At 62.1% G+C, this 26,674-nt stretch carries 21 protein-coding genes; 16 read left to right on the top strand and 5 right to left on the bottom strand.

Going from position 1 to position 26,674, the window contains the following annotated elements; translation table 11 throughout:
- Positions 1 to 23: 23 nt before the first annotated feature.
- Complete coding sequence (gene hydA / locus B0E42_RS23410; protein WP_018612807.1) at positions 24 to 1,463, bottom strand: dihydropyrimidinase; 1,440 nt, start codon at positions 1,461 to 1,463, stop codon at positions 24 to 26.
- A gap of 612 nt (positions 1,464 to 2,075) precedes the next feature.
- Between hydA and B0E42_RS23405 the strand changes: the two genes are divergently transcribed.
- From B0E42_RS23405 to B0E42_RS23390, 4 genes are all read left to right on the top strand, one after another.
- Positions 2,076 to 3,560 (top strand): NCS1 family nucleobase:cation symporter-1, encoded by a 1,485-nt coding sequence (locus tag B0E42_RS23405; protein WP_077507707.1) that lies wholly within the window; start codon positions 2,076 to 2,078, stop codon positions 3,558 to 3,560.
- Between the two features lie 150 nt (positions 3,561 to 3,710).
- On the top strand, positions 3,711 to 4,994 hold the full coding sequence (locus tag B0E42_RS23400; protein WP_077507705.1) for a Zn-dependent hydrolase: 1,284 nt from the start codon (positions 3,711 to 3,713) through the stop codon (positions 4,992 to 4,994).
- Between the two features lie 208 nt (positions 4,995 to 5,202).
- Positions 5,203 to 6,687, top strand: coding sequence for a PAS domain S-box protein (locus tag B0E42_RS23395; RefSeq protein ID WP_053180284.1), 1,485 nt, complete (start codon positions 5,203 to 5,205; stop codon positions 6,685 to 6,687).
- Positions 6,688 to 6,926: 239 nt separating this feature from the next.
- Positions 6,927 to 7,172, top strand: a complete 246-nt coding sequence (locus B0E42_RS23390; protein ID WP_018612799.1) for a DUF1652 domain-containing protein — start codon at positions 6,927 to 6,929, stop codon at positions 7,170 to 7,172.
- 158 nt (positions 7,173 to 7,330) lie between these two features.
- Here B0E42_RS23390 and B0E42_RS23385 read toward each other — a convergent pair whose 3' ends face one another.
- Both B0E42_RS23385 and B0E42_RS23380 read right to left on the bottom strand, forming a co-directional pair.
- Positions 7,331 to 8,716 carry a HAMP domain-containing sensor histidine kinase gene (locus B0E42_RS23385; protein ID WP_018612797.1) on the bottom strand — a complete coding sequence of 462 codons (1,386 nt, stop codon included), beginning with the start codon at positions 8,714 to 8,716 and terminating at the stop codon, positions 7,331 to 7,333.
- Positions 8,694 to 9,377: a response regulator transcription factor gene (locus B0E42_RS23380; protein WP_018612795.1), complete on the bottom strand. Its 684-nt coding sequence runs from the start codon at positions 9,375 to 9,377 to the stop codon at positions 8,694 to 8,696. Before B0E42_RS23380 ends, B0E42_RS23385 begins: the two co-directional genes overlap by 23 nt.
- Positions 9,378 to 9,653: 276 nt before the next feature.
- Between B0E42_RS23380 and hcnA the strand changes: the two genes are divergently transcribed.
- From hcnA to hcnC, 3 genes are read left to right on the top strand one after another with little or no spacing between them, the layout of a single operon-like run.
- Positions 9,654 to 9,980: a cyanide-forming glycine dehydrogenase subunit HcnA gene (gene hcnA, locus B0E42_RS23375; RefSeq protein ID WP_077507703.1), complete on the top strand. Its 327-nt coding sequence runs from the start codon at positions 9,654 to 9,656 to the stop codon at positions 9,978 to 9,980.
- Positions 9,977 to 11,386: a cyanide-forming glycine dehydrogenase subunit HcnB gene (gene hcnB, locus B0E42_RS23370; protein ID WP_077507701.1), complete on the top strand. Its 1,410-nt coding sequence runs from the start codon at positions 9,977 to 9,979 to the stop codon at positions 11,384 to 11,386. Before hcnA ends, hcnB begins: the two co-directional genes overlap by 4 nt.
- Entirely contained in the window at positions 11,379 to 12,638 is a 1,260-nt protein-coding gene (gene hcnC, locus B0E42_RS23365) for a cyanide-forming glycine dehydrogenase subunit HcnC (RefSeq protein WP_018612789.1), read from the top strand. Before hcnB ends, hcnC begins: the two co-directional genes overlap by 8 nt.
- A gap of 200 nt (positions 12,639 to 12,838) precedes the next feature.
- Here the strand turns inward: hcnC and B0E42_RS23360 are convergent, their stop codons facing one another.
- Both B0E42_RS23360 and B0E42_RS23355 read right to left on the bottom strand, forming a co-directional pair.
- Positions 12,839 to 13,450 carry a glutathione S-transferase gene (locus B0E42_RS23360; RefSeq protein WP_077507698.1) on the bottom strand — a complete coding sequence of 204 codons (612 nt, stop codon included), beginning with the start codon at positions 13,448 to 13,450 and terminating at the stop codon, positions 12,839 to 12,841.
- A gap of 30 nt (positions 13,451 to 13,480) precedes the next feature.
- A complete protein-coding gene (locus B0E42_RS23355; protein WP_014337867.1) occupies positions 13,481 to 14,404 on the bottom strand; it encodes a MurR/RpiR family transcriptional regulator in 924 nt (307 codons plus the stop codon).
- A gap of 313 nt (positions 14,405 to 14,717) precedes the next feature.
- On the opposite strand from B0E42_RS23355, the gene iolC reads away from it, so the two are divergent.
- From iolC to B0E42_RS23310, 9 genes are all read left to right on the top strand, one after another.
- On the top strand, positions 14,718 to 16,655 hold the full coding sequence (gene iolC, locus B0E42_RS23350; protein ID WP_077507695.1) for a 5-dehydro-2-deoxygluconokinase: 1,938 nt from the start codon (positions 14,718 to 14,720) through the stop codon (positions 16,653 to 16,655).
- Between the two features lie 207 nt (positions 16,656 to 16,862).
- Positions 16,863 to 17,756, top strand: coding sequence for a myo-inosose-2 dehydratase (gene iolE / locus B0E42_RS23345; RefSeq protein ID WP_018612783.1), 894 nt, complete (start codon positions 16,863 to 16,865; stop codon positions 17,754 to 17,756).
- Positions 17,753 to 18,562 carry a 5-deoxy-glucuronate isomerase gene (gene iolB / locus B0E42_RS23340; RefSeq protein ID WP_018612781.1) on the top strand — a complete coding sequence of 270 codons (810 nt, stop codon included), beginning with the start codon at positions 17,753 to 17,755 and terminating at the stop codon, positions 18,560 to 18,562. The genes iolE and iolB overlap by 4 nt, the downstream gene beginning before the upstream one ends.
- A gap of 30 nt (positions 18,563 to 18,592) precedes the next feature.
- Positions 18,593 to 20,095, top strand: coding sequence for a CoA-acylating methylmalonate-semialdehyde dehydrogenase (locus tag B0E42_RS23335; protein ID WP_018612779.1), 1,503 nt, complete (start codon positions 18,593 to 18,595; stop codon positions 20,093 to 20,095).
- 36 nt (positions 20,096 to 20,131) lie between these two features.
- Positions 20,132 to 20,953, top strand: coding sequence for a TIM barrel protein (locus tag B0E42_RS23330; RefSeq protein ID WP_077507692.1), 822 nt, complete (start codon positions 20,132 to 20,134; stop codon positions 20,951 to 20,953).
- 163 nt (positions 20,954 to 21,116) lie between these two features.
- A complete protein-coding gene (iolD, locus tag B0E42_RS23325) occupies positions 21,117 to 23,048 on the top strand; it encodes a 3D-(3,5/4)-trihydroxycyclohexane-1,2-dione acylhydrolase (decyclizing) (protein ID WP_077507689.1) in 1,932 nt (643 codons plus the stop codon).
- 31 nt (positions 23,049 to 23,079) lie between these two features.
- Positions 23,080 to 24,090 carry a Gfo/Idh/MocA family protein gene (locus B0E42_RS23320; RefSeq protein ID WP_018612774.1) on the top strand — a complete coding sequence of 337 codons (1,011 nt, stop codon included), beginning with the start codon at positions 23,080 to 23,082 and terminating at the stop codon, positions 24,088 to 24,090.
- Between the two features lie 234 nt (positions 24,091 to 24,324).
- Positions 24,325 to 25,377, top strand: a complete 1,053-nt coding sequence (locus tag B0E42_RS23315; protein WP_077507687.1) for a Gfo/Idh/MocA family oxidoreductase — start codon at positions 24,325 to 24,327, stop codon at positions 25,375 to 25,377.
- A 346-nt stretch (positions 25,378 to 25,723) separates the two neighbouring features.
- Complete coding sequence (locus B0E42_RS23310) at positions 25,724 to 26,650, top strand: sugar ABC transporter substrate-binding protein (RefSeq protein WP_018612769.1); 927 nt, start codon at positions 25,724 to 25,726, stop codon at positions 26,648 to 26,650.
- Positions 26,651 to 26,674: the final 24 nt, after the last annotated feature.

The raw sequence follows: 26,674 nt of genomic DNA, 5'->3' as shown, positions 1-26,674 counted from the left end.
CGCGAAGGCCGAAGGCCTGGATTTCAGCGTTTCACAGCCGTTGGCTTATTCAACTCCGCCCGCTTGCTCAGCAAATCGAACACCGCCGGATACGCCGGCCGTTCGATATAACGCCCCGCGCTGCGTTCGGCGCGCAGGTCGCCATCGGCCCAGACCAGCCGACCCTGGCTGATGGTGTGGCTGGGCACGCCGCGCACGGTCTTGCCTTCGAAGATGTTGAAGTCCACTTGCTGATGGTGGGTCTTGGCGGAAATCGTGCGGCTGCCTTGAGGGTCCCAAAGCACCAGGTCGGCATCGGCGCCGACGCGGATCGCTCCCTTGCGTGGGTAGAGGTTGAAGATCTTCGCGGTGTTGGTGGAGGTGAGGGCGACGAAGTCCTGCATCGACAATTTGCCGCTGTTGACCCCTTCTTCCCAGAGCACCGCCATGCGGTCTTCGATACCGGCGGTGCCGTTGGGGATCTTGCTGAAGTCGTCACGGCCGGCGGCTTTCTGTTCGGCGCAGAAGCAGCAGTGGTCGGTGGCGGTGGTGTGCAGGTTGCCGGACTGCAAGCCGTGCCAAAGTGCCTCTTGATGCCCGCGTGGGCGGAAGGGCGGGCTCATCACGTAGCCGGCGGCGGTCTGCCAGTCCGGGTCGCGATAGACGCTGTCGTCCAGCAGCAAGTGGCCGGCGAGTACTTCACCGTAGACCGGTTGGCCCTTGCTGCGGGCGTAGGTGATTTCATCCAGTGCTTCCTTGGTGGACACGTGCACCAGGTACAGCGGTGTACCCAGGGTTTCGGCGATGCGGATGGCGCGGCTCGCGGCTTCGCCTTCCACTTGCGAAGGACGCGACAACGGATGGGCTTCGGGCCCGGTGATGCCCTGGGCCAGCAACTTGCGTTGCAGGTGATAGACCAGTTCGCCGTTCTCCGCGTGCACGGTGGGCACCGCGCCCAGCTCCAGGCAGCGCTCGAAGCTCGCCACCAAGGTGTCGTCGGCGGCCATGATTGCGTTCTTGTAGGCCATGAAGTGCTTGAAGCTGTTCACGCCGTGATGGCTGACCAGCTCGGCCATTTCCTCGCGGACCTGCTCGCTCCACCAGGTGATCGCCACGTGAAAACCGTAGTCGCTGGCGCTTTTCTCGGCCCAGCCACGCCATTGATGAAAGGCTTCCATCAGCGACTGCTGGGGGTTGGGAATCACGAAGTCGATGATCGAGGTGGTGCCGCCGGCGAGGCCTGCCGCCGTGCCGCTGAAGAAGTCTTCACTGGCGACCGTGCCCATGAACGGCAACTGCATGTGCGTATGGGGGTCGATGCCGCCGGGCATCAGGTATTGGCCGCTGCCATCGAGCACTTCGACGCCGGCCGGAACATCCAGGTTTTCACCAATGGCCTTGATCACGCCGTCGGCACACAACACATCGGCGCGATAACTTTCATCATGGGTAATAACGGTGGCACCACGGATCAACAGAGACATTCCGAGTTCCTCGCAGGCATGACCGACTGTTGCCGGTTCTTTATGTTTTATCGATCACGGTTGTTAAGTGACGTGTCATGCAGATTTATATTCTTGTCACGACTGTCAGGATTAGACGCTAGCTGGAGTCATTGAAATGAGCAAGATAATTTTTTATAAGCTTATGCTCTTGTTAACTCATTGAAATTAAAGGATTAAATAATAAAATCACCAAAATGGTGAGCGTGCTCACCATTTTGACGCACTTGACAGGATCGTTATTTTAGCGAGATTTGTCATGGTAAATCAGCGGCTTGAAAGCGCTTGAAGTGCGGTCCAGACACCTCGCCTTGATTCGGGGTGCACCACTTTGAATCTCCAACTCGACAGGACGTACAGGTCATCTAGCCTCAAGTTGATGAGTACGAGGTGAAGCAGGGCGGTTAATTGGCTTTAAATCTTTAGATATCAAATGTTTGAGAAGGTTATATCGATCATCTGGTCAGCTCGGCGCGTTATTCGGCACGGTTATTGAGTGCCGTCGTGGTCTGGCGGGGTGGTCGGTAGCACGCGTGCAAGTACTCCGGCCATCGCCAGTCGATGAGCAAAAATAATGAAAACAGTGGAGCGGACATGACCAGATCAACAGTGACTGAGCGCGACGGGTTGTTCGAGCTTGAAGCCGGCAACGACGTCCTCGACAGCCCCCGTTATAACCACGACATCGCGCCGACCAAGGTGCACGAGCGAACCTGGAACAAATGGCACATCACCGCCTTGTGGGTGGGCATGGCGATCTGCGTGCCGACCTACACCCTCGGCGGCGTGCTCACCGCCTATTTCGGCTTGACGGTGGGCGAGGCGCTGCTGGCGATACTGTTTGCCAACATCATCGTGCTGATCCCCCTGACCCTGAATGCCTTCGCCGGGACCAAGTACGGCATTCCGTTTCCGGTGCTGTTGCGCTCGTCCTTTGGCGTCATCGGCTCCAACGTGCCGTGCCTGATCCGCGCGCTGGTGGCGTGCGGCTGGTTCGGGATCCAGACCATGTTCGGCGGGCTGGCGATCCACCTGTTTCTCGGCTCGGTGTTCGACGGCTGGAAGAGCCTGGGGGGCACCGGCGAAGTGATCGGCTTCATGGTGTTCTGGGTCATCAACCTATGGGTGGTGCTGCGCGGTGCCGAGTCGATCAAGTGGCTGGAAACCTTGTCTGCGCCGCTGCTGGTACTGGTGGGCGTCGGGCTGTTGGTGTGGGCGTTGCCCAACGTTTCGTTGACTGAACTGATGGCGGTCCCGGCCAAGCGGCCCGAAGGCGCCGGGGTGACGAGCTATTTCCTCGCCGGGCTGACGGCGATGGTCGGTTTCTGGGCCACCCTGTCGTTGAACATTCCGGACTTCAGCCGTTATGCCAAGAGCCAGAAGGACCAGGTCGTGGGGCAGATCATTGGCCTGCCATTGACCATGTTCCTGTTCGCCTCCCTCGGCGTGGTCATGACCGCAGCCTCGGAAAAGCTGGTGGGGGTGACCGTCTCCGACCCGGTGACCTTGATCGGGCACATCCAGAGCCCTGTTTGGGTGGCCCTGGCGATGGTGCTGATCATTGTCGCCACGCTCTCGACCAACACCGCCGCCAACATCGTCTCGCCCACCAACGACTTCCAGAACCTGGCACCCAAGCTGATCGGCCGCACCAAGGCGGTGATGCTCACCGGGCTGGTGGGGCTGGCGCTGATGGCCCACGAGCTGCTGAAAAAACTCGGCCTGATCGTGTCCGAGGTTAGCCTGGATTCGGTCTATTCCAATTGGCTGCTGGGTTATTCGAGCCTGTTGGGGCCGATTGCCGGGATTATGGTGGTGGACTATTTCCTGATCAAGAAACAGCAACTGGACCTGGCCGGGTTGTACCGCGACGACGTTTACCCAGCGTGGAACTGGAACGGCTTCATCGCCTTTGGCGTGCCGGTGGTGCTGACGCTGCTGTCCCTGGGCAGCGATGCGTTCAGCTGGTTCTACAGCTATGGCTGGTTCACCGGCTCGGCGCTGGGCGGGGTGATTTATTACGGGTTGTGCAGCATGCAGGGAGCCAGCCCGGCTGTCGCCAAGTCACCGCTGCAATAACAGATGAATGCGGTTCCTGTGGGAGCGGGCTTGCTCGCGAATGCGGTGGGTCAATCAACATCACTGCTGGCTGATACACCGCCTTCGCGAGCAAGCCCGCTCCCACACTGGACCGCGTCGAAATGAGATAACTGCCTGAAGGAGATCCCCATGAACGCAGCCATCGACGTTCTGCAATCCACCCATCAGCACATCAACCGCGACCGCCTGTGGCAATCGCTCATGGACCTGGCCCAGCTCGGTGCTACGGTCAAGGGCGGAGTGTGCCGGCTGGCCCTGACCGACCTCGACCGCCAGGCCCGCGACCTGTTCGTGCAATGGACCCAGGCGGCGGGCTGCACCGTCAGCATCGATGCGGTGGGCAATATCTTCGCCCGTCGCCCGGGGCGCAATCCGAACCTGCCGCCGGTAATGACCGGCAGCCACATCGACACCCAGCCCACCGGTGGCAAGTTCGACGGCTGCTTTGGCGTGCTTTCCGGGCTGGAGGTGCTGCGCACCCTCAATGACCTGAACATCGAAACCGAAGCACCGCTGGAAGTGGTGGTGTGGACCAACGAAGAAGGCTCGCGTTTCGCCCCGTGCATGATGGGCTCCGGGGTGTTCGCCGAGAAATTCACCCTCGAAGAAACCCTCGCCAAGGTCGACGCCGAGGGTATCAGCGTGGGCCAGGCGCTCAATGCCATCGGCTATGCCGGCCCGCGCCCGGTCAGTGGGCATCCGGTGGGGGCGTATTTCGAGGCGCACATCGAACAGGGGCCGATCCTCGAAGACGAGGGCACGACCATCGGCGTGGTGATGGGCGCCCTGGGGCAGAAGTGGTTCGACCTGACCTTGCGCGGCGTCGAAGCCCACGCCGGCCCGACGCCGATGCACCTGCGCAAGGATGCCCTGGTGGGCGCCTCGATCATCGTCGGCGCCGTCAACCGTGCCGCCCTCGGTCATCAACCCCATGCCTGCGGCACGGTCGGTTGCCTGCAAGCCTACCCGGGATCGCGCAATGTCATCCCCGGCGAAGTGCGCATGACCCTGGATTTTCGTCACCTGGAACCGGCGCGGCTGGATTCGATGATCGCCGAGGTCAAGCAGGTGATCGAAGACACCTGCCGGCAGCACGGCCTGACCTTCGATTTGAAACCCACGGCCGACTTCCCGCCGCTGTATTTCGACAAGGGCTGCGTCGACGCCGTACGCGGCGCTGCCCAGGGGCTGGGCCTGTCCAACCTGGACATCGTCAGCGGTGCCGGCCATGACGCGATCTTCCTCGCTGAACTGGGCCCGGCCGGGATGATTTTCGTACCCTGCGAAGGCGGCATCAGCCACAACGAAATCGAAAACGCCGCCCCGGACGACCTCGCCGCCGGCTGCGCGGTGCTGCTGCGAGCGATGCTGGCCGCCTCACAGGCGATTGCCGAGGGGCGTATGGCGGCTTGAAGGCTAAAAGATCGTAGCTCCCACGGGGGAACGCCTATGTAGGAGCTGGCGAAGCCTGCGATCTTTTGATCTTGATCTTTCGCTCTGGACTCAATTGTTTATGGAAAGATCGCAGCCTCGTTGCACTCGACAGCTCCTACACATGGGGAACGTGTCGTCTCTGGGGGTGGTCGTAATCTCCATGTGCTTCCGACCACATGGAGACCCAATGAATCAGCAAGTCCCGACCACCGATACCAACCGTCGTCAATTGCTGCAGATCATTGCCGGGCTGTCCGACGGGGTGATGTTGATCGAGGTCGACCAGACCATTGCCTGGGCCAACGCGGCGGCCTTGACGATGCACGGGGTCGAGGACCTCAGTGAGCTGGGCACCACGGCCAGGCAATACGCCCGGCGTTTCAATCTGCGTTATCGCAACAATCACCCGCTGAGCGACGACAACTATCCCATCGCCCGGGTTGCCCGTGGTGATGAGTTCAGCGATGTGCTGGTGGAAGTCACGCCTCAGGCCGACCCGGATCGCACCTGGGTCCATCGCATCCGCAGCATGGTGCTGGCCGACCGCAACGGCGAGCCGGAACTGCTCGTGCTGATCCTCAGCGATGCCACCGAATGGGCCAGCGCCGAGCAGCGTTTCGAAAAAACCTTCGGGGCCAACCCGGCGCCGGCGGTGATCTGTCGCCTCAGTGACCTGCGTTACATCAAGGTCAATCCGGGGTTCCTGGAGATGACCGGCTACAGCCGCGAGCAGGTGATCGGGCGTTCGGTGTACGAGCTTGATGTGCTTGAAGCCGCCGAAAGGCGCGACCTGGCCATCGAACGCCTGGGGCAGGGCGCGACCATTCCGCAAATGCAGGCCGAGTTGAAATTGCCCGATGGCACCATCAAGCAGGTCATCGTCGCCGGCCAGCCCCTGGACCTGCATGACGAAGACTGCATGCTGTTTTCCTTCATGGACATGGAGCCGCGACGCAAGGCGGAAACGGCGCTGCGCCAGAGCGAGGAGCGCTTTGCCAAGTCGTTCCGCCTGTCGCCCGTACCGACCCTGGTGTGCAGCGCCGAACAGCAGTTGCTGGAAATCAACGAAGCGTTTCTCCAGACCACCGGTTACGCCAGCGAAGAGCTGTTGGGTAAAACCGTGGAGGAAATCGGCTTTCTCGACAAGAACGCCAGCGCCGCGCTGTTCGCCCGGCTGGAAAAGGCCGCCGCGGTCTCGAGTATCGACGTCAAGGTGCACAAGAAGGGCGGCGAACTCATCGACTGTGAGGTGGCCGCTGATACGGTGCTGATCCAGGACAAGCCCTGCTATCTGCTGGTGCTGATGAACATCACCGAGCGCAAGCGCTCGGAGCTGGAGCTGGTGGCGGCTATCGAAGAGGTGATGAAAGACGCGTCCTGGTTCAGCCGGACCCTGATTGAAAAATTGGCTAACGTGAAGAGCATCAACGCCCAGGTGCCCAGCGTGTCATTCACCGAGCTGACGGCCCGGGAGCGCGACGTGCTGGGGCTGATCTGCGAAGGCCTGGCCGACAAGGAAATCGCCGCGCGCCTGAAGCTGGCGCCTAACACTGTGCGTAATCACGTGGCGACGCTGTATTCGAAACTGGATGTCCATAGCCGCAGCGAGGCGATTGTCTGGGCGCGGGAGCGGGGTTTGTTCGCTAACGAATGGCGAATGAAGGCACCATGATAGCCAGTGCAAATGCACCGGGCAGGCTGGTGCAAATTCGGGTTTTGCAGGGGGGGGCGGTTCCTTAGGCTGTCAGTGTGCGACATCGTCTGTGATGTCGCGTCCCCACGAAACAGTCAAGGAATACGCCACAATGTGCAGCGAACCAACCCAGTATGAGCGCGACAGGATGCCTATGCGGACCAGGAAGTCGGCGCTGTCCACCGTTCATTTGCGCCCCCGGGGCTGAGGTGCATCGCATGACCCATCTGGCCCCCTTGCGCACCCGCCTGGAAGAAAGCTTTACGCCGCTGGCTTGTGAATGCAGCCTCAATGGTGACGGCACCCTCACTGTGCGCCTGTATCACCGTGAAAGCGGTGAGGTGGACCTGGTGGTGAGTGGCATGAGTGTCGACAGCGTCCGCTCGGAAGAAAGTATCGCCAAGTTGATCGATGAGCTGCGCTATGAGCTGCAAAACACCCCGTTGCATCGCAGTGAGTCCTGATCGAGCAGTGAGCAGAATCCATTGTGGCGAGGGGATTTATCCCCGCTGGACTGCGAAGCAGGCCCAATCAGTTATAACGACTGGCGTCTGCTTCGCAGCCGAGCGGGGATAAATCCCCTCGCCACAAGTATGTGTTTGCACCTCATGCCCTGCAGTGTTTACAACAACGTCGCCCGGCAATCGAGCACCAACCGCGCGCCGCCGTGTTCGCTGCTGCCCACCTCCAGCGTGAACCCATGCAGATTGACGATCGCCGCGACGATCGACAGGCCCAGGCCGAATCCGCCGTGCTGGCTGCTGCCCTCGGCGCGGTAGAAGCGGCGAAACACGGCCTTGCGCTCCGCCTCGGGGATGCCCGGGCCCGAATCGAGCACTTCGATGCGGGTGCTGTCGCCCTGATCGACCCCACACAGGATCACGGTGCCTCCCGGCGGCGTGAACTTGATGGAGTTGCTCAGCAGGTTCGACACAGCCTCGAACAATAATGCCCGGTCGCCGTTGAGCAGGGGCAGCGCATCAGGCACTTCGAGGATGAAGGTCAGTTCGCCTTCCTCGGCCAGCGGCAGGTAAAAGTCATGCAGCTCCTGCAATAACTGCAACGGGTCGAGGCGCACGAAGCCCGAGCGCCGCTGCTGGTCTTCCAGCTCGGAAATCCGCAACAAGCCACGAAACCGCGCCATCAGCGTGTCGGTCTCGGCGATCACCTGGTCCATTTGCAAGGCCTCGGGCGAGCCGTCCGGCGCTTGCTGCTGGATGCGATAAAGTTGGGCACGCAGACGCGTCAATGGGGTGCGCAGGTCATGGGCGATGTTGTCGCACACGCCCTTGACCTCATTCATCAAGCGTTCGATGCGCTCGAGCATGGCGTTGACGATCGCCGCGAGCATGTCCAGTTCATCACGTCGGCTCGACAGCGGCAGGCGATGGGTCAGGTCGCCGGCGACGATGGCTTCGGCACTGGCCTGCAGTTTGCGAATCCGCCGCAACGGTCGCCGGCGCAGCAGATGCCAGCCAGCGATGCCCGGCAGGATCGTCAGCGATACTCCCCAGAACAGCGCGTGCAAGATGATCCGCGTCACCGCGAACAGCGAGCCGTTGTCCCGGGCCAGGACCAGCCAGCGGCCGTCCTGGGTCCGGGTCGCCACCGCGTCGCAGCTGTCGGAAGGCACGCCCGGTTCATCGGAATCGACGCAGCCGCCGAGCATGTGGATCTTGCCGTCCAGCGGCAGGTCAGCGGGAACGCGCTGGATCGGCCCGCTCAGATGGCGCAATTGCGGATCGAACAGGCCGTAGGCATCGACGCCGCGCTCGTCCAGCGTCAGGCTGGCCATGAGCGCGTCTTCCAGTTGATTGCCATGGATGCGGGCGAACAGGTGCTGGCGTTGCATCAAGGAGTGCTTGGCCAGGCTGTCGAGGTAGCCGAATACTTCGTAATACATGACCCCCATCAGAATCGCGCTCCAGATCACGAACAGCGAGCTGTACAGCGCCAGCAGACGGCTGCTGGAGGAGCGCCAGCCCTTAGCGGGGTTCAGCAATGACATAGCCGGAGCCCCGTACCGTGCGAATCAGCGGTTCCAGGCCCGGCGGGTCGATTTTCTTGCGCAGGCGGCCGATGTGGACATCGATCAGGTTGGTGCCGGGGTCGAAGTGATAGCCCCAGACTTCCTCGAAAATCATCATGCGCGAAAGAATCTGCCCACTGTTGCGCATCAGGAACTCCAGCAGCTTGTACTCGGTGGGCAGCAGGCTGAGCAGTTGGCCGTTGCGGCTGGCTTCGCGGCTGATCAGGTTCAGCTCCAGGTCGGCTACCCGCAGCACGGTTTCCGGCTCGCGGGTACCGTTGTTGCGTCGCAGCAGCACTTCGACCCGGGCGGCCATTTCGTCGGTGGCGAACGGCTTGGTCAGGTAGTCGTCGCCGCCGGCCCGCAGGCCACGCACACGCTCATCCACATCGGAAAGGGCGCTGATCATCAGGATCGGTGTGGCCACGCCCATGGTGCGCAGCGTGGTGACGATCACCAGGCCGTCGAGCTCGGGCAGCATGCGGTCGAGCGTGATCAGGTCGTAGTCGCCGCTGACCGCCCGTTCCAGGCCTTCGCGGCCGTTGTCGACCCAATCGACGTCCAGGCCGTTGCGGGTCAGCTCGGCGACGATTTCACGGGCGGTCACGGCGTCGTCTTCGATGGTCAGGATGCGGTTCATGGGCGGTACCGTGTTGGGAGGTTGGTGCTATTGCGCAGCATTCTGCCAAAGAATACCTGTCGGCTTTCTGAAAAAAAGTTCATGAGCCGACGAGCCGATTCGCTGGCCTGGATCAACACTTGGTCACAAATAATCCCTAACATAATTTTCTTGCGCACTATCATGTGGCGTCTGTTGCCCTGCTTTGGCGCACCGCCGCTGCCGGGTACTGATGCGAACCGGTGATGGTGTGCCGCAAGGAGCCGAGCCCCCACAGAATCTTCAAGGAAGAGCCGTATGATGCAACCTTCAGACCTTCTACGCCGAAAATTCGATATCCAGCCGCTGGCACAGGCCGATATGACGGTGCGCCTGGACGGGCAGGCTGTCAGTGCTGCCCACGGTGAAACCGTCCTCACCGTCATCCAGTCCCTGGGGCAACGCCAGGTGGCCCGCAACGACCACGACCAGATCAGCGGCGCCTACTGCGGCATGGGGGTGTGCCAATGTTGCCTGGTCAGGATCGACGGTCGTCACAAGCGCCGCGCCTGCCAGACACTGGTACGCCCCGGCATGCAGATCGAAACCCGGGTCAACCGCGTCACCGAAACGGAGGCGCCATGAGCCTCGATCCGGTGATTGTCGGCGGTGGGCCGGCGGGCATGGCCGCGGCCATTGAACTGGCCTCCCACGGCGTGCGCTGCACCTTGCTCGAAGAAGCGCCGCGCCTGGGTGGCGTGGTGTATCGCGGACCGTTACGCGATGGCGTGCGCCTGGATTACCTGGGCCCGCGCTACAGCGACGCCCTGGAGAAACTCCACGGTGAATTCCAGCAACACGCCGGCCTGATCGACGTGCGATTGAGCAGCCGGGTCATCGGTGCCGAAGGCTTCCGGGCGCTGATGCTGCTGGATGCCGACGAGCGCCTGGGCGAGGTCGCCTATTCCCATCTGGTCCTGGCGGCCGGTTGTCACGAACGCAGCGTGCCGTTTCCTGGCTGGACCCTGCCGGGCGTGATGATGCTCGGCGGCCTGCAATTGCAGATCAAGAGCGGTGTGGTCAAACCGCCGAGCCCGGTGGTGATCGCTGGCACCGGTCCGTTGTTGCCACTGGTGGCTTGCCAACTGCACGCATCGGGCGTGGCGGTGGCGGGGGTGTATGAGGCCTGTGCGTTCGGCCGGATCGCCAAGGAAAGCCTGGCGTTGCTGAACAAGCCGCAACTGTTCCTCGACGGCCTGAGCATGCTGGCCTACCTCAAGCTCAAGCGCATTCCCGTGCGTTATGGCTGGGGCGTGGTGCAGGCTGACGGCGAGGGTGAGTTGAGCGTCGTTACCGTCGCGCCTTATTCCACGACCTGGGAACCCGACCTCAAACGCGCGGAACAGGTGCCGGCCCAGACGCTGGCGGTCGGCTACGGGTTTATCCCGCGGACTCAATTGAGCCAGCAGATGGGCCTGGAGCACGGTTTCAGCGACGACGGCTATTTGCGGGCCGTGTCCGATGCCTGGCAACAAAGCAGCGAAGCGCACATTCACCTGGCCGGCGACATGGGCGGGATTCGCGGCGGTGAAGCGGCCATGCTGAGTGGGCGCATCGCGGCGCTGTCGATCCTGATGCAACGCAACGTGCTCGATCCGTCCACGGCCCTGGCGCGCCGCGAACGCTACCAGGCGCAACTGGAGCGGATCATTCGCTTTCGCGCCGCCGTGGATCGCTACACCCAGCGTGGCGCCGGGCAAACCGCGTTGCCGGCCGCCGATACGGTGATCTGCCGCTGCGAGCACGCCACCCGCGCCGACATCGACCGGGCGCTGGAGCAAGGCGTGCAAGACATGGCCAGCCTGAAGATGCGCACCCGCGTGAGCATGGGCGATTGCCAGGGGCGGATGTGCGTCGGCTACTGCAGCGACCGCTTGCGCGAAGCCACCGGGCGTGCCGACGTGGGCTGGCTGCGACCGCGTTTCCCCATCGATCCGATTCCCTTTTCAGCGTTCCAGAATGTCGGCATGGAGGCCGTTTCCCATGATTAAGGATTATGACGTGGTCATCGCCGGTGGCGGTGTGATCGGGGCCTCCTGTGCCTATCAACTGTCCAAGCGCAAACACCTGAAGATCGCCCTGATCGACGCCAAGCGCCCCGGCAACGCGACCCGTGCCTCGGCAGGCGGACTGTGGGCCATTGGTGAGTCGGTGGGCCTGGGTTGCGGGGTGATTTTCTTTCGCATGATGTCGGCCAACCGCAAGCGCCAGACCCAGGGCGCCGCCGTGGCGGTGGATGCCAGTACGCCGCACATCCTGCCCCAGTCGTTCTTTGATTTCGCCTTGCAGTCCAACGCGATGTATCCGCAGTTGCACCGCGAATTGATCGACAACCACGGCATGGATTTCAAGTTCGAGGAGACCGGGCTCAAGTTCGTGATCTACGACGACGAAGACCGTTTGTACGCCGAGCACATCGTCGCCTGCATTCCTCACCTGGCTGACCAGGTGCGCTGGCTGGACCAGGCGGCCCTGCGTGAGGCGGAGCCGAGTGTCAGCCATGAAGCCTTGGGTGCGCTGGAGTTTCTCTGCGATCACCAGGTCAGCCCGTTCCGCCTGGCCGATGCCTACACCGAAGGCGCCCGGCAGAACGGTGTCGACCTGTTCTTCAACACCAGCGTGACCGAGGTGCTGCGCAGCGGCACGCGGGTGACAGGCGTGAAAACCGCCGAGGCGGGGACGTTCAACTGCCGGACCCTGATCAACGCGGCCGGTGCCTGGGCGGCGGACCTGAGTGAGCAGGCCACTGGCGTGCGGATTCCGGTCAAACCGGTCAAGGGGCAGATCCTGTTGACCGAGCGCATGCCGAAAATCCTCAACGGCTGCCTGACCACCAGCGACTGCTACGTGGCGCAGAAAGACAACGGTGAGATCCTCATTGGCAGCACCACCGAGGACAAAGGCTTCGACGTGACCACGACCTATCCCGAGATCGAAGGGCTGGTGCAAGGCGCGGTGCGCTGTATTCCGCAGTTGGTCGACATCAACCTGAAGCGAACCTGGGCCGGCCTGCGCCCGGGGTCACCTGATGAGTTGCCGATCCTGGGGCCGATGCGCGGGGTGGAAGGCTATCTCAATGCCTGCGGGCATTTCCGCACCGGCATCCTGACCTCGGCCATCACCGGGGTGCTGCTGGACAAGCTGGTGAACAACGAACCCTTGCCGCTGGACATCACCCCGTTCCTGGAAGATCGCTTCGAGGTGGCGCCGACAGTAAAGCCCCAGGAAATGGAACTGGCCTGAAGAAACTCGGTGAGGAACAAAAATCTCGCAGTCACCCGAAAACAAACTGTGCGCGCCTGTGGGGAGCCTGTGGGAGCAAAGCTTGCTCGCGATAGCGCTGGATCATCCAGCAACAATGTTGACTGGTATACCGCTATCGCGAGCGAGCTTTGCTCCCACAGGTACTCTGATTACCCTCAGGCTTTTTTGTTCACAGCCGGTTATTCCATCGGCGTGCTGACAAACGCCTCCAACCCTTCGGCATAGGCGGTGAATGCGCTGATCAACGGGAAAGCCTTGCCTTGCACCTGGTCTGGCACCACCAGGTTGGTGAAGCTCCAGGCCACTGCCACGGTGATGCCGGCCTGATCGAGTTTGCCATCAGTGCCCAGCGGCTGTTTCTCCAGTTCCTGCTCCAGCATTCCATAAGCCGCCGCCAGTTGGCCTTCCACGCGTTCAACCCAGGGGGCGTGCTGGATCTCCGTTGGCCGCAGGTTGCGTTCGTAGTAGATCTGCACCGACTTCTCGCACGCCGCCAGGGCCAAGCCAATCAGGCGCAGTGCGCGCAGCCGTTGGCCAATGTCGGTCGGCATCAAGCTTTTCCCCGGGGCGGCCAAGGCCTCCAGGTAGTCGATGATCAACGTGGAATCCATCAGCACGTTGCCGTCGTCCAGTACCAGGGTCGGGGCCTTGACCACCGGGTTGATGCGCTGGAACTGTTCGAAATGCCTGAACACCGAAACGGAATCGTGCTCCAGGGCAACCCCCAGGCACTTGGCGGAAATGGCGACGCGTCTTACATAGGGCGAGTCCAGCATGCCGATCAGTTTCATGACTTCTCCTTGAGTAATCCTTTGCGGGCGTTAATCCTCGAACCCGACCTGTTCATGGATTTCATCGACCTTGAGTTCCAGTCGGTAAGCCACGGCGATGAACAACGCCTGGCACAGGCACAGCGTGGCACTCAGCGAACGGAAGGCGAACGAACTGCCTTCGTTGACCAACAACACCGCGTTGGCCCGTTTGGCCAGGGGCGACAGGTTGCTGTCGGTGATGATCAGGGTCTTGGCCTGGTGGTGCTGGGCAATGCGCAGGCAGTGCTGGGTTTCCTTGCCATAGGGCGTGAAGCTGATGGCGATGACCAGGTCGTTGGCGCGCACGCTGCGCATCTGCTCGCGGTAACTGCCGCCCAGGCCGGACACCAGGTGAATGCGTTTATTGGTGTGTTGCAGGTTGTAGACCAGGTAATCGGCCACCGCGAACGAGCGGCGCACACCTACCACGTAGATGTTGTCGGCGTTGACCACCAGGTCCACGGCCTTTTCGAACGCCTGGTCGTCCAGCTCCAATCCCAGTCGCTCGATGCCCGACAGGGTCGCGTTGACGCACTCGCGGGCCAGGTCGCCGCCGCTGGCCTTCTGCGACTTGTTGGCGATCATGCTGCGGATGCGCTGCTGGTAGTTCTGCACCGGCGTGGTCTTGTGGGTGTAGGCCTCGCGGAACAACGCCTGCATTTCGCTGAACCCGCTGAAGCCGAAGCGCTGGGAAAACCTGACGATGGCCGAGGGGTGCACTTCGCATTCCCGGGCGATGTCGCTGATGCGGTCGACCATGATCCGGTCGCTCTGCTGGCTCATGTAGCTGGCGATGCGTTTGAGCTGGCGCGGCAGGCTTTCGTATTCATCGGTGATCAGTTGCAGCAGGCGCTCGGCATTGATCGGTGGGCTCGAGAGGGCGGGTTCGGACGCGCTCTCGGACGGCGCCGGCAGATCATCGGGGCGGGTCATAGAAAATCCTTCTGGCTTGTTCTTATAGGGCGGCCCGAAAAAAGGCCGGCCCTCGACAATAGGTTGGCTGGTCGCAGTCTACAGCGTAGGCGCAGGGAAAATCATGGGCGGACAAATGTTGCAGCATCTGCTGAAACGATGCACTGCGGCTGGCTCGCTTTGCTCATAGCGTATTGGAAAAAATATTCCACGTAAAAAATTTATAGAATAATTATTGATTATTGCGCGCCGCTCGTTTTAGTCTGCATTCACCAACAGCGCTGGCGTCGGTTTTGGCGACAAGCGCAGGCTGATAAAAATAACAGGAGCCAGCATGGGCCAGACTCGTTTTGCCAGTGGGCGTCAATTGGATGTGATCTGCCTGGGACGCCTGGGCGTCGACCTTTACGCGCAGCAAGTCGGCGCGCGCCTGGAAGATGTCGCAAGCTTCGCCAAGTACCTGGGCGGTTCGTCGGCCAACATCGCTTTCGGCACGGCACGCCTGGGGCTCCGGTCGGCGATGCTGAGCCGGGTAGGGGACGACCACATGGGCCGCTTCCTGGTGGAATCCCTGACCCGTGAAGGCTGCGATGTCAGTGGCATCAAGGTCGATCCCGAACGCCTGACGGCCATGGTCCTGCTGGGGATCAAGGACCGGGAAACCTTTCCCCTGGTGTTCTACCGGGAAAATTGCGCCGACATGGCGTTGCGCGCCGAAGACATCGACGAAGCCTTCATTGCCTCCAGCAAAGCGCTGCTGATCACCGGCACGCATTTCTCTACCGATGGCGTCTACAAGGCCAGTACCCAGGCGCTGGATTACGCTGAGAAACACAACGTCAAATGCGTGTTGGACATCGATTATCGACCAGTGCTCTGGGGCCTGGCGGGCAAGGCCGATGGGGAGACCCGTTTTGTGGCCGACCAGAAGGTCAGCCAGCATGTGCAAGGCATCCTGTCGCGTTTCGACCTGATCGTTGGCACCGAAGAAGAATTCCTGATCGCTGGTGGCAGCGAAGACCTGCTGAGCGCCTTGCGCACCGTGCGCTCGCTGACGGCGGCGACCCTGGTGGTCAAGCTTGGCCCGCAAGGTTGCACGGTGATCCATGGCGCCATCCCAGCCCGGCTTGAAGACGGCGCCCTTTATCCAGGCGTACGGGTTGAAGTGCTGAATGTACTGGGCGCGGGCGATGCATTCATGTCGGGCTTCCTCGCCGGTTGGCTGGAGGACGCCAGCGATGAGCGCTGCTGTCAGTTGGCCAATGCCTGCGGCGGCCTGGTGGTGTCGCGTCATGCCTGTGCCCCGGCGATGCCGACCCGGGCCGAGCTCGACTATTTATTCAAGAGCCCGGTGCCGATTACCCGTCCGGACCAGGATGCCGTGCTGCAACGACTGCATCAGGTCAGCGTGCCCCGCAAGACCTGGAAACAACTGTTCATCTTTGCGTTCGACCATCGCTGGCAACTGGTGGAACTGGCCCAGAAAGGCGGCCGTGACCTGAGCTGCATTGGTGACCTCAAGCAATTGTTCATCCAGGCGGTGGAGCGGGTCGAAGCCGACCTGCAACGCCAAGGCGTCGAGGCCGACGTCGGTCTGCTGGCTGACCAGCGCTTCGGCCAGGACTCGCTGAACGCTGCCACCGGACGTGGCTGGTGGGTGGCGCGGCCGGTGGAGGTACAGAATTCGCGGCCGCTGGCGTTCGAGCATGGACGTTCCATTGGCAGCAATCTGATCGCCTGGCCACAGGAACAGATCATCAAGTGCCTGGTGCAATTTCACCCTGATGACGAACCGCTGCTGCGCCTGGAGCAGGAAGCGCAACTGATGGGCTTGTACAAGGCGTCCCAGGTCAGCGGCCATGAATTGCTGCTGGAAGTCATTCCGCCCAAGGATCATCCGTCACCCCACCCGGACGTGCTCTATCGCGCCCTCAAGCGCCTCTACAACCTGGGTATTTTCCCGGCGTGGTGGAAGATCGAGGCCCAGAGCGCGGAGGAATGGAAACAGCTCGATGAGCTGATCCAGCACCGCGACCCGTATTGCCGTGGCGTGGTCCTGCTGGGCCTCAACGCCCCGGCTGCCGCCCTGGCCGAAGGCTTCCGCCAGGCCAGCCAGAGCACCACCTGCCGCGGTTTCGCCGTGGGCCGCACGATCTTCCAGGAACCGAGCCGGGCCTGGCTGGCCGGGGAAATCGATGATGAAACGCTGATCCGGCAGGTGCAGGGCAGGTTTGTGGAATTGATCGAGGCGTGGCGCAGTGCCCGTGCTTGATGGATGTTGCGCCGGCTCTTGTGGCGAGGGGATTTATCCCCGCTGGGCTGCGAAGCGGCCCCTTAAAGGTTTAATTCAATTTGCCTGACACACCGAGCTGCTGGGTTTGGGGCTGCTTCGCAGCCCAGCGGGGATAAATCCCCTCGCCACAATAAGTATTCCAAACGGTTTTCGATATTCAGTTTGAAAACAATAAAAGGTGCAGCCATGCCCGCTATTCGAATTGGCATCAACCCGATTTCCTGGAGCAACGATGACTTGCCGTCGTTGGGCGGCGAGACGCCGTTGAGCACGGCGCTGAGCGAGGGCAAGGAAATCGGCTACGAAGGTTTTGAACTCAACGGCAAATTCCCCAAGGACGCCAAGGGTGTCGGCGATGTGCTGCGTCCTTATGACCTGGCGCTGGTCTCCGGCTGGTATTCCAGCCGCCTGGCCCGGCGTTCGGCGGCTGAGGAAATCGACGCCATCGCCAGCCACGTCGAGCTGCTGGCACAGAACGGCGCCAACGTGCTGGTCTATGGTGAAGTCGCCGATTCCATTCAAGGCCAACGCATTTCACTGATCGAGCGGCCGCGTTTCCATACGGATGAAGCCTGGCAAGCCTACGCCGACAAGCTCACCGAGCTGGCGCGCTTCACCTTGTCCCGGGGCGTGCGCCTGGCCTATCACCACCACATGGGCGCCTATGTCGAGTCACCCGCGGACATCGACAAGCTGATGGCCCTGACCGGCAGCGAAGTGGGCCTGCTGTTCGACTCGGGCCACTGCTACATGGGCGGTGGCGAACCGTTGCAGGTGTTGCGCAAGCACATCGAGCGAGTCTGCCATGTGCACTTCAAGGACGTGCGCAAACCGGTGGTGCAACTGGCGCGCAATAACCTGTGGAGTTTTCCCGACTGCATCATCAACGGCACCTTCACCGTGCCGGGTGACGGCGACATCGACTTCGCCGCGTTGCTCGACGTCCTGCTGGCCGCCGATTACCAAGGCTGGCTGGTGGTGGAAGCCGAGCAGGACCCTGCCGTAGCGCCGAGTTATGCCTACGCCAAGAAGGGCTACGACACCCTGCGTGCCTTGCTGCAAGAAAGGAGCCCGTCATGAGCCTGTTGATCAAGAGCCATGCCAGCGGCCGGACCATGGTCCAGTTGCCGGCAGGTGAGCTGGAATACGTCGGGTTCGCCGCCTACCGCCTGAGCCTCGGTGAAACCCTGCCGGTGGCCGCCGGTGACAAGGAATTGTGCCTGGTGCTGCTCAGCGGGCGCATCAGCCTCAAGGGCGAAGCGCCGGGGCAGGGCGCTTTCCATTGGGACAACCTCGGTGATCGCCAGTCGGTGTTCGAGGACAAGTCACCCTATGCCGCTTACCTGCCGCCCGGCAGTCAGGCCCAGGTCACCGCGTTGAGCGATGTGCAGATTGCCGTGTGCGCCGCGCCGGGTTCTGCGCAAAACAGTTATGCCCCACGGCTGATCCGCCCGGACAGCATGAAGCGCAGTGTGCGCGGCAAGGGCGCCAACACCCGCTATGTCTGCGACATCCTGCCCGACAGCGAACCGGCCCATTCGCTGCTGGTGGTGGAAGTGCGCACGCCGTCGGGGCACTCCTCGAGCTACCCGCCGCACAAGCACGACACCGACGACCTGCCGCACCAGAGCTTCCTGGAAGAAACCTATTACCACCAGGTCAACCCGTCCCAAGGCTTCGTGTTCCAGAGGGTCTACACCGACGACCGCAGCATCGACCAGGCCATGGCCGTGGAGAACAGCGACCTGGTGGTGGTGCCCAAGGGCTATCACCCGGTCAGCGTGCCCTACGGTTACGAGTCGTATTACCTGAACGTCATGGCCGGCCCGAAGCGGGTCTGGCAGTTCCATAACGATCCGCAGCACAGCTGGCTGCTGGACCTCTGATTTCCAACATTCGCACGGAGAACAAGAACAATGAGTGACGCCCCGGTAGTAGGCCATTACCTCAACGGCCACGTGCAGGACCGCGACAGCACGCGTTTCAGCAATGTCTTCAACCCTGCCACCGGTGCGGTGCAGGCCCGGGTGGCCCTGGCCGAGCCGGGCACCGTCGACGCGGCAGTGGCCTCGGCGCTGGCGGCGTTCCCGGCCTGGTCCGAGCAGTCGTCATTGCGCCGTTCGCGGGTGATGTTCAAGTTCAAGGAACTGCTGGACCGGCACCACGACGAACTGGCGCAGATCATCAGCCGTGAACACGGCAAGGTGCTGTCCGACGCCCACGGCGAAGTCACCCGAGGCATCGAGATCGTCGAGTACGCCTGCGGTGCGCCGAACCTGCTCAAGACCGATTTCAGCGACAACATCGGCGGCGGCATCGACAACTGGAATCTGCGCCAGCCCCTGGGCGTTTGCGCCGGGGTCACGCCGTTCAATTTCCCGGTGATGGTGCCGTTGTGGATGATTCCCCTGGCGCTGGTTGCCGGCAACTGCTTCATCCTCAAGCCTTCGGAGCGCGATCCCTCCGCCAGCCTGCTGATGGCCCGGTTGCTGACCGAAGCCGGCTTGCCGGACGGTGTGTTCAACGTGGTCCAGGGCGACAAGGTGGCGGTGGATGCGCTGTTGCAGCACCCGGACATCGAAGCGATATCCTTTGTCGGCTCCACGCCGATTGCCGAGTACATCCACCAGCAGGGCACGGCACACGGCAAACGTGTGCAGGCCCTGGGCGGGGCCAAGAACCACATGATCGTCATGCCTGACGCCGACCTCGACCAGGCGGCGGATGCCCTGATCGGCGCCGCCTACGGTTCGGCCGGTGAGCGCTGCATGGCGATTTCCATTGCCGTGGCAGTGGGCGACGTTGGCGATGAATTGATTGCCAAGCTGTTGCCCCGCATCGACCAACTGAAGATCGGCAACGGCCAGCAGCCCGGCACCGACATGGGGCCGCTGGTCACCGCCGAACACAAGGCCAAGGTCGAAGGTTTCATCGACGCCGGCGTGGCCGAAGGCGCGCGCCTGATTGTCGATGGCCGTGGTTTCAAGGTGCCCGGGGCCGAGCAGGGCTTCTTTGTCGGCGCGACGCTGTTCGACCAGGTCACCGCCGAGATGAGCATCTACCAGCAAGAGATTTTCGGCCCGGTGCTGGGGATCGTTCGCGTACCGGATTTCGCCACGGCGGTGGCGCTGATCAACGCCCATGAATTCGGTAACGGCGTGTCGTGCTTCACCCGTGACGGCGGCATTGCCCGGGCGTTCGCCCGCAATATCAAGGTCGGCATGGTCGGTATCAATGTGCCGATTCCGGTGCCCATGGCCTGGCATTCCTTTGGCGGCTGGAAGCGCTCGTTGTTCGGCGATCACCATGCCTACGGCGAAGAAGGCCTGCGCTTCTACAGCCGCTACAAAAGCGTGATGCAGCGCTGGCCCGACAGCATCGCCAAGGGGCCTGAATTCAGCATGCCGACTGCCCAATAACGCATTTTTCGAATGTCTGCCGGAGGGAGAACAACAATGAACAAGCCCCTGCGTTTTGCCTTGAACCGAATGGTTGCGCCACGCCTGTCACTGCCCGCTTTCATCGACCTGGCCCTGGCGTTGAAAACCGACGCCATCGAGATCCGCAACGATCTGAAGGGCGTCGAGATCGAAGACGGTATGCCGCCGGCCCGGGTGCGCGAGTTGTGCGAGGCGCGCGGCATCAAGGTGCTGTCGATCAACGCCCTGTATCCTTTTGACGTGTGGAACGAAGAGCGTCGTGCCCAGGCCGTGCGGTTGGCCGATTACGCCCGCGAATGCGGTGCCGAGGGCCTGGTAATGTGCCCGCTCAACGACCGCGCCGACCCGCGCAGCGAGGCTGAACGCGCGGCTGGGCTGCGTACAGCCCTCAGCGAACTGGCGCCGATCCTGCGCGCCTTTGGCATCTACGGGTTCATCGAGCCCCTGGGTTTCGAAGAGTGCTCGTTGCGCCGCAAGCGCACGGCGGTGGAAGCGATCAAGAGCATTGGCGGGCTGGATGTGTTCCGCCTGGTGCATGACACCTTTCACCATCATTTGGCCGGTGAACAGGAATTCTTCCCCGAGCTGACCGGGCTGGTGCACATCTCCGGTGTCGAGGATGCCCAGGCGCCGCTGGCGACGATCCGTGACGGCCACCGGGTGCTGGTGGGCGCGGCCGACATCCTCGGCAACGCTGCGCAGATCGAGGCGCTGCGGGCCGGTGGCTACGAGGGCTACCTGTCCTTCGAGCCGTTCGCCGAGAGCGTCCATGACCTGGCCGACATCCGCCAGGCGTTGGGGGCGAGCATGAGCCACCTGCAAAGCTCCCAGGCATGACACCGTTATCAAAATGATGAAGCCCTCCTGTGGGAGCGAGCCTGCTCGCGATGGCGGTAGCACATTCAACGCATAGGCGCCTGACACACCGCTATCGCGAGCAGGCTCGCTCCCACAGTGGACTGAGTCAGCCGCAAATTTGCATTCCAGACAAGGTGCAAGCATGACCACAACACGACTGACCATGGCCCAGGCCCTGGTGAAATTCCTCGATAACCAGTACATCGAAGTCGATGGCGTCCAGAGCAAGTTCGTCGCCGGGGTGTTTACCATTTTTGGCCACGGCAACGTGCTGGGCCTGGGCCAGGCGCTGGAGCAGGATGGCGGCGACCTGGTGGTCCATCAGGGCCGCAACGAGCAGGGCATGGCCCATGCCGCCATCGGGTTTGCCAAGCAGCATCTGCGGCGCAAGATCTACGCCTGCAGCTCGTCGGTCGGCCCCGGTGCGGCGAACATGCTGACCGCCGCGGCCACCGCGACGGCCAATCGCATTCCGTTGCTGCTGTTGCCCGGCGATGTCTACGCCAGTCGCCAGCCGGATCCGGTGCTGCAGCAGATCGAACAGTTCCACGACCTGAGTATCAGCACCAACGATGCCTTCAAGGCCGTGAGCAAATACTGGGATCGCATCAACCGCCCCGAGCAACTGATGACCGCCGCGATTCATGCGATGCGCGTACTGACCGACCCGGCCGAAACCGGCGCGGTGACCCTGGCCTTGCCCCAGGACGTGCAGGCCGAAGCCTACGATTACCCGGATTACTTCCTGCAAAAACGTGTGCACCGCATCGACCGCCGCCCGGCCACCGAAGCGATGCTCAGCGATGCCCTGGCGCTGCTCAAGGGCAAGCGCCAGCCGTTGATCATCTGTGGCGGCGGTGTGCGCTACTCCGGCGCCAACGCCGCGTTGCAGGCCTTTGCCGAGCGCTTCGACATTCCGTTCGCCGAGACCCAGGCCGGCAAGAGCGCGGTGGTGTCCAGTCACCCGCTGAACGTTGGCGGTGTCGGTGAAACCGGTTGTCTGGCGGCGAACCTGCTGGCCAAGAAAGCCGACCTGATCATCGGCATCGGCACCCGCTACAGCGATTTCACCACCGCGTCGAAATGGCTGTTCCAGCACCCGGATGTGCAGTTCCTCAATCTCAACATCAGCCCGTGCGATGCCTTGAAACTCGACGGCGTGCAACTGCTGGCGGACGCCCGTTCGGGGCTGGAAGCGATGTCCGCCGCGATGGGCGACTATCGCGCCGAATGGGGCGGACAGATCGCCGATGCCAAGGCCCAGCTCGACGCCGAAGTGGACCGGATCTATCAGGCGGATTTCCAGACCGAGGATTTTGTCCCGGAAATCAACGATCACATGGACCCGGCGGTGTTTCGCGAATTCATCGAACTCACCGGTTCCTGCCTGACCCAGAGCCGCGTGCTCGGCACCCTCAACCAGACCCTGGCGGATGACGCCATCATCGTCGCCGCCGCCGGTAGCCTGCCCGGCGATTTGCAGCGCAGTTGGCGCAGCAAGGGCGTGAATACCTATCACGTCGAGTACGGTTATTCGTGCATGGGCTATGAGGTGAATGCGGCGCTGGGGGTGAAACTCGCCGAGCCCGACAAAGAGGTCTACGCGCTGGTGGGCGATGGCTCCTACATGATGCTGCACTCGGAGTTGGCGACCTCGATCCAGGAGCGCCGCAAGATCAATGTGGTGCTGCTGGACAACATGACCTTCGGGTGCATCAACAACCTGCAAATGGAACACGGCATGGACAGCTTCGGCACCGAGTTCCGCTTCCGCAACCCGGACACCGGCAAGCTCGACGGCGGTTTTGTGCCGGTGGACTTCGCCATGAGCGCCGCGGCCTACGGTTGCAAGACCTACAAGGTCAAGACCCTCGACGAACTGCACGCGGCCCTGGCCGATGCGCGGCGCCAGAGCGTCTCGACGCTGATCGACATCAAGGTCCTGCCCAAGACCATGATCCACAAATACCTGTCGTGGTGGCGGGTTGGCGTGGCGCAAGTCTCCACCAGCGCCCGCACTGATGCCGTCGCCAAGACCCTCAATGAACGACTGGCCAAGGCCCGTCAATACTGATTGCCCCAACAATACGAAAGGAGTTCTCTACATGTCTTTGAAGCTGGGCGTCATCGGCACCGGGGCCATCGGCCAGGACCATATCCGTCGTTGCAGCCAGACCTTGCTCAACAGCCAGGTGGTGGCGGTGACCGACATCAACCTGCAACAAGCGGCCAAGGTCGTTGCCGATCTGAAGTTGACCGCCGAGGTCTACCCCGACGGTCATGCATTGATCAAGGCGCCGGACGTGGAAGCGATCCTCGTCACCTCCTGGGGCCCGAGCCACGAAGAATTCGTGCTGGCGGCGATTGCGGCGGGCAAACCGGTGTTCTGTGAAAAGCCCCTGGCGGTCACGGCCGAAGGCTGCCGCAAGATCGTCGAGGCCGAAGTGGCCCACGGCAAGCGCCTGGTGCAGGTTGGCTTCATGCGCCCGTACGATGAAGGTTATCGGGCACTGAAAGCGGTGATCGACAGCGGCCAGATCGGCGAACCGCTGATGCTGCATTGCGCCCACCGCAACCCGAGCGTGGGCGAAAACTACAAGACCGACATGGCGATCACCGACACCTTGATCCATGAGCTGGATGTGTTGCGCTGGCTGCTGGCCGATGACTATGTGTCGGTGCAGGTGGTGTTTCCGCGCAAGACCAGCAAGGCCCTGGCCCACTTGCGCGATCCGCAGATCGTCCTGCTGGAAACCGCCCGGGGCACGCGCATCGACGTCGAAGTGTTCGTCAACTGCCAGTACGGCTACGACATCCAGTGCGAAGTGGTGGGGGAGACCGGCATCGCCAAGCTCCCGGAACCGTCCCAGGTGCAACTGCGCAGTGGCGCCAAGTTGTCCAATGCGATCCTGATGGACTGGAAGGACCGTTTCATCGCAGCCTACGACGTCGAATTGCAGGCCTTCATCGACGGCGTGCGCGCCGGGCAGGTGGGCGGGCCGTCGGCCTGGGATGGTTTTGCCGCAGCGGTGGCGGCGGATGCCTGTGTGGCAGCGCAGCAGAGTGGGCAGATCGTCAAGGTCGACCTGCCCGAGCGCCCGCGTTTCTACGGCTGACCACATTTCTCCTTTGGGGATGCGGTCAAATTGTGGGAGCGAGCCTGCTCGCTCCCACAGGGGATCTGTTGTGAGTAGAGTTCCCGCAGTTATCCGAGAACAAACTGTGGGAGCTGAGCTTGCTCGCGATGGCGGTGGATCAGCTTGCATTGATGCTGAATGTGCCGCCGCCATCGCGAGCAAGCTCAGCTCCCACAGGGATTGCACTCATTCAGTGACCAACAAGGAGCTTTCATGCGAATCGGACTAGTGGGCTACGGCAAGGGTGGGCGGTTCTTTCACGCGCCGCTGATCAGCAGTCTGCCCGGGGCTACGTTCGTCGGCGTGGTGACCCGGTCCGCTGAACGGCGCCAGCAACTGGCGAGTGATTATCCGCACGTCCAAGCCTTTGACTCCCTCGAACAACTGGTCGCAGCGGGCGTTGATGCGGTGGTGGTGTCCACACCGCTGGACGGTCGCCCGGCCATTGTGCTGCAAGCCATCGAACTCGGCGTGACGGTGGTCAGCGACAAGCCTTTTGCCTGGGATGCAGCACAGGCCGAGGCGATGGTGCTGGCCGCCGAACAACACAACGTGCCGTTGAGCGTGTACCAGAACCGCCGCTGGGATTCGGATTTCCTGACCCTGCGCAAACTGCTGGCCTCCGGCGCCCTGGGGCAGGTCATTCGTTTTGAATCCAGCGTCGAGCGCTATTCGCCGACCTCGGTCGGCAAAGGCAGCGGTGGCGGGTTCCTGCGCGATTTGGGCAGCCACCTGGTGGACCAGGCGCTGCAACTGTTCGGGCCGGTGGCGCGGGTCTACGCCGAGCTGGACTACCGCCAGCCCGACCAGGTGTTCGACAACGGCTTCTTCCTGTCCTTGACCCATGCCAGCGGCGTGATTTCCCACTTGAGCGGCAACTGTGTGCAGAACGCAGCGCGCCCACGCTTTCGGGTCAACGGCACCCAAGGGTGCTACACCGTAGAAGGCCTGGACGGACAAGAGGCCCAGGCGCTGGCCGGGTTGAGCCCGGCGACCGAGGGCGAACGCTGGGGCGCTGAAGAGCATCGGCGCTGGGGCTGGTTCGAGCACGGCACCGAGCGCGAGCGAGTGACCTCGGAGCGTGGCTGCTGGCTGGCGTTCTATCAACACCTGCAAACCGCGTTGCAGGGCGCTGGCCCGCTGCCGGTGGAGGCCCGTGATGCACTGGCGACCACGCGCATCCTTGATGCTGCCCGGCAGAGTGCCGAGCAGGGCGAAGTGGTGCGGTTGTCCACGCCTGTCGGCCATGGAATAAAAAACGAATAAAATTCTAAAATGAGTTGATATGGAAAATATTTTCCAATAAAGTCGATTCCAGGTTACCGACAATCCTGTCTGTCTCCCGCCAAGCCAGCCTTGAACGGACGATAGACGAAACAAAAACAAGAAACACAGCTAGGTACCGTCGATGAAAACCTTCAGCCGCTCTGCGTTTCACTTGTTACATCTGCTGCGCCTGTCCGCAGTCCTTCCCCTGTTCGAATCCCTGTGTATCCAGCGTAACGGCGCCATGGTGTGTTGCATGCCCGGCGCGCCCATCGTGCGCTTGCCCCGTTCCTGATCCGTCACGCCTTATCCATAAAACCAACAAAAAAGTGGAGAAAGACCGTTCATGAAGACCAAGACCCGTATCGCCTCGCTGGCCCTGTCGTTGATGCTCACCAGCGGCGCTGCCCTGGCGGACCTGAAGATCGGCGTCAGCATGTCCCAGTTCGATGACACCTGGTTGACGTACCTGCGCGAATCCATGGACAAGAAAGCCAAGTCCCTGCCGGACGGCGTCACCCTGCAGTTCGAAGACGCGCGCAGTGACGTGGTCAAGCAGCTGAGCCAGGTGGAAAGCTTCATCAGCCAGAAGGTCGACGCGCTCATCGTCAACCCGGTGGACACCGCCGCGACCCAGCGCATCACCAAGGCCGCCGTGGCCGCCGGTATCCCACTGGTGTACGTCAACCGCCGTCCGGACGATCCGAAGTTGCCAGAAGGCGTGGTCACCGTGGCCTCCGATGACCTGGAAGCCGGGCGCATGCAGATGCAATACCTGGCCGACAAGATGGGCGGCAAGGGCGACATCGTGATCCTGCTGGGCGACCTGGCCAACAACTCCACCGCCAACCGCACCAAGGGCGTCAAGGAGGTGCTGGCCAAATACCCCAACATCAAGATCGAGCAGGAACAGACCGGTACCTGGTCCCGGGACAAGGGTATGACCCTGGTCAACGACTGGCTGACCCAGGGCCGCGATTTCAATGCCGTGGTGTCCAACAACGACGAGATGGCCATCGGCGCCGCCATGGCCCTCAAGCAAGCGGGCACCAAGAAGGGCAGCGTATTGATTGCCGGGGTCGATGGCACACCGGACGGCTTGAACGCGATCAAGAAAGGCGACATGGCGGTCTCGGTGTTCCAGGACGCCAAGGGCCAGGCCGACGGCTCGATCGATACGGCGGTGAAAATGGTCAAGAAACAACCGGTCGAACAGTCCGTCTGGGTGCCGTATCGCCTGATCACGCCGGAAAACGTCGATCAGTTCAAGTGACGTTTGACGCACCGGTCCCACCAC

Source organism: Pseudomonas sp. A25(2017) (assembly GCF_002001065.1).
Classification (GTDB): domain Bacteria; phylum Pseudomonadota; class Gammaproteobacteria; order Pseudomonadales; family Pseudomonadaceae; genus Aquipseudomonas; species Aquipseudomonas kilonensis.
The sequence above is the reverse complement of the archived record's forward strand: the minus strand, read 5'-3'. Positions and strand labels throughout refer to the sequence as shown.

Bases quoted from the DNA above. Each gene is read 5' to 3' on its own strand.
- B0E42_RS23400 (WP_077507705.1), top strand. From the start codon at position 3,711: ATGAACGCAGCCATCGACGTTCTGCAATCCACCCATCAGCACATCAAC.
- iolD (WP_077507689.1), top strand. From the start codon at position 21,117: ATGACCACAACACGACTGACCATGGCCCAGGCCCTGGTGAAATTCCTC.
- B0E42_RS23315 (WP_077507687.1), top strand. From the start codon at position 24,325: ATGCGAATCGGACTAGTGGGCTACGGCAAGGGTGGGCGGTTCTTTCAC.
- B0E42_RS23355 (WP_014337867.1), bottom strand. From the start codon at position 14,404: ATGACCCGCCCCGATGATCTGCCGGCGCCGTCCGAGAGCGCGTCCGAA.
- B0E42_RS23310 (WP_018612769.1), top strand. From the start codon at position 25,724: ATGAAGACCAAGACCCGTATCGCCTCGCTGGCCCTGTCGTTGATGCTC.
- B0E42_RS23380 (WP_018612795.1), bottom strand. From the start codon at position 9,377: ATGAACCGCATCCTGACCATCGAAGACGACGCCGTGACCGCCCGTGAA.
- B0E42_RS23330 (WP_077507692.1), top strand. From the start codon at position 20,132: ATGAACAAGCCCCTGCGTTTTGCCTTGAACCGAATGGTTGCGCCACGC.
- hcnC (WP_018612789.1), top strand. From the start codon at position 11,379: ATGATTAAGGATTATGACGTGGTCATCGCCGGTGGCGGTGTGATCGGG.
- B0E42_RS23320 (WP_018612774.1), top strand. From the start codon at position 23,080: ATGTCTTTGAAGCTGGGCGTCATCGGCACCGGGGCCATCGGCCAGGAC.
- iolB (WP_018612781.1), top strand. From the start codon at position 17,753: ATGAGCCTGTTGATCAAGAGCCATGCCAGCGGCCGGACCATGGTCCAG.
- B0E42_RS23395 (WP_053180284.1), top strand. From the start codon at position 5,203: ATGAATCAGCAAGTCCCGACCACCGATACCAACCGTCGTCAATTGCTG.
- iolE (WP_018612783.1), top strand. From the start codon at position 16,863: ATGCCCGCTATTCGAATTGGCATCAACCCGATTTCCTGGAGCAACGAT.
- B0E42_RS23385 (WP_018612797.1), bottom strand. From the start codon at position 8,716: ATGTCATTGCTGAACCCCGCTAAGGGCTGGCGCTCCTCCAGCAGCCGT.
- iolC (WP_077507695.1), top strand. From the start codon at position 14,718: ATGGGCCAGACTCGTTTTGCCAGTGGGCGTCAATTGGATGTGATCTGC.
- B0E42_RS23335 (WP_018612779.1), top strand. From the start codon at position 18,593: ATGAGTGACGCCCCGGTAGTAGGCCATTACCTCAACGGCCACGTGCAG.
- B0E42_RS23360 (WP_077507698.1), bottom strand. From the start codon at position 13,450: ATGAAACTGATCGGCATGCTGGACTCGCCCTATGTAAGACGCGTCGCC.
- B0E42_RS23390 (WP_018612799.1), top strand. From the start codon at position 6,927: ATGACCCATCTGGCCCCCTTGCGCACCCGCCTGGAAGAAAGCTTTACG.
- B0E42_RS23405 (WP_077507707.1), top strand. From the start codon at position 2,076: ATGACCAGATCAACAGTGACTGAGCGCGACGGGTTGTTCGAGCTTGAA.
- hydA (WP_018612807.1), bottom strand. From the start codon at position 1,463: ATGTCTCTGTTGATCCGTGGTGCCACCGTTATTACCCATGATGAAAGT.
- hcnB (WP_077507701.1), top strand. From the start codon at position 9,977: ATGAGCCTCGATCCGGTGATTGTCGGCGGTGGGCCGGCGGGCATGGCC.
- hcnA (WP_077507703.1), top strand. From the start codon at position 9,654: ATGATGCAACCTTCAGACCTTCTACGCCGAAAATTCGATATCCAGCCG.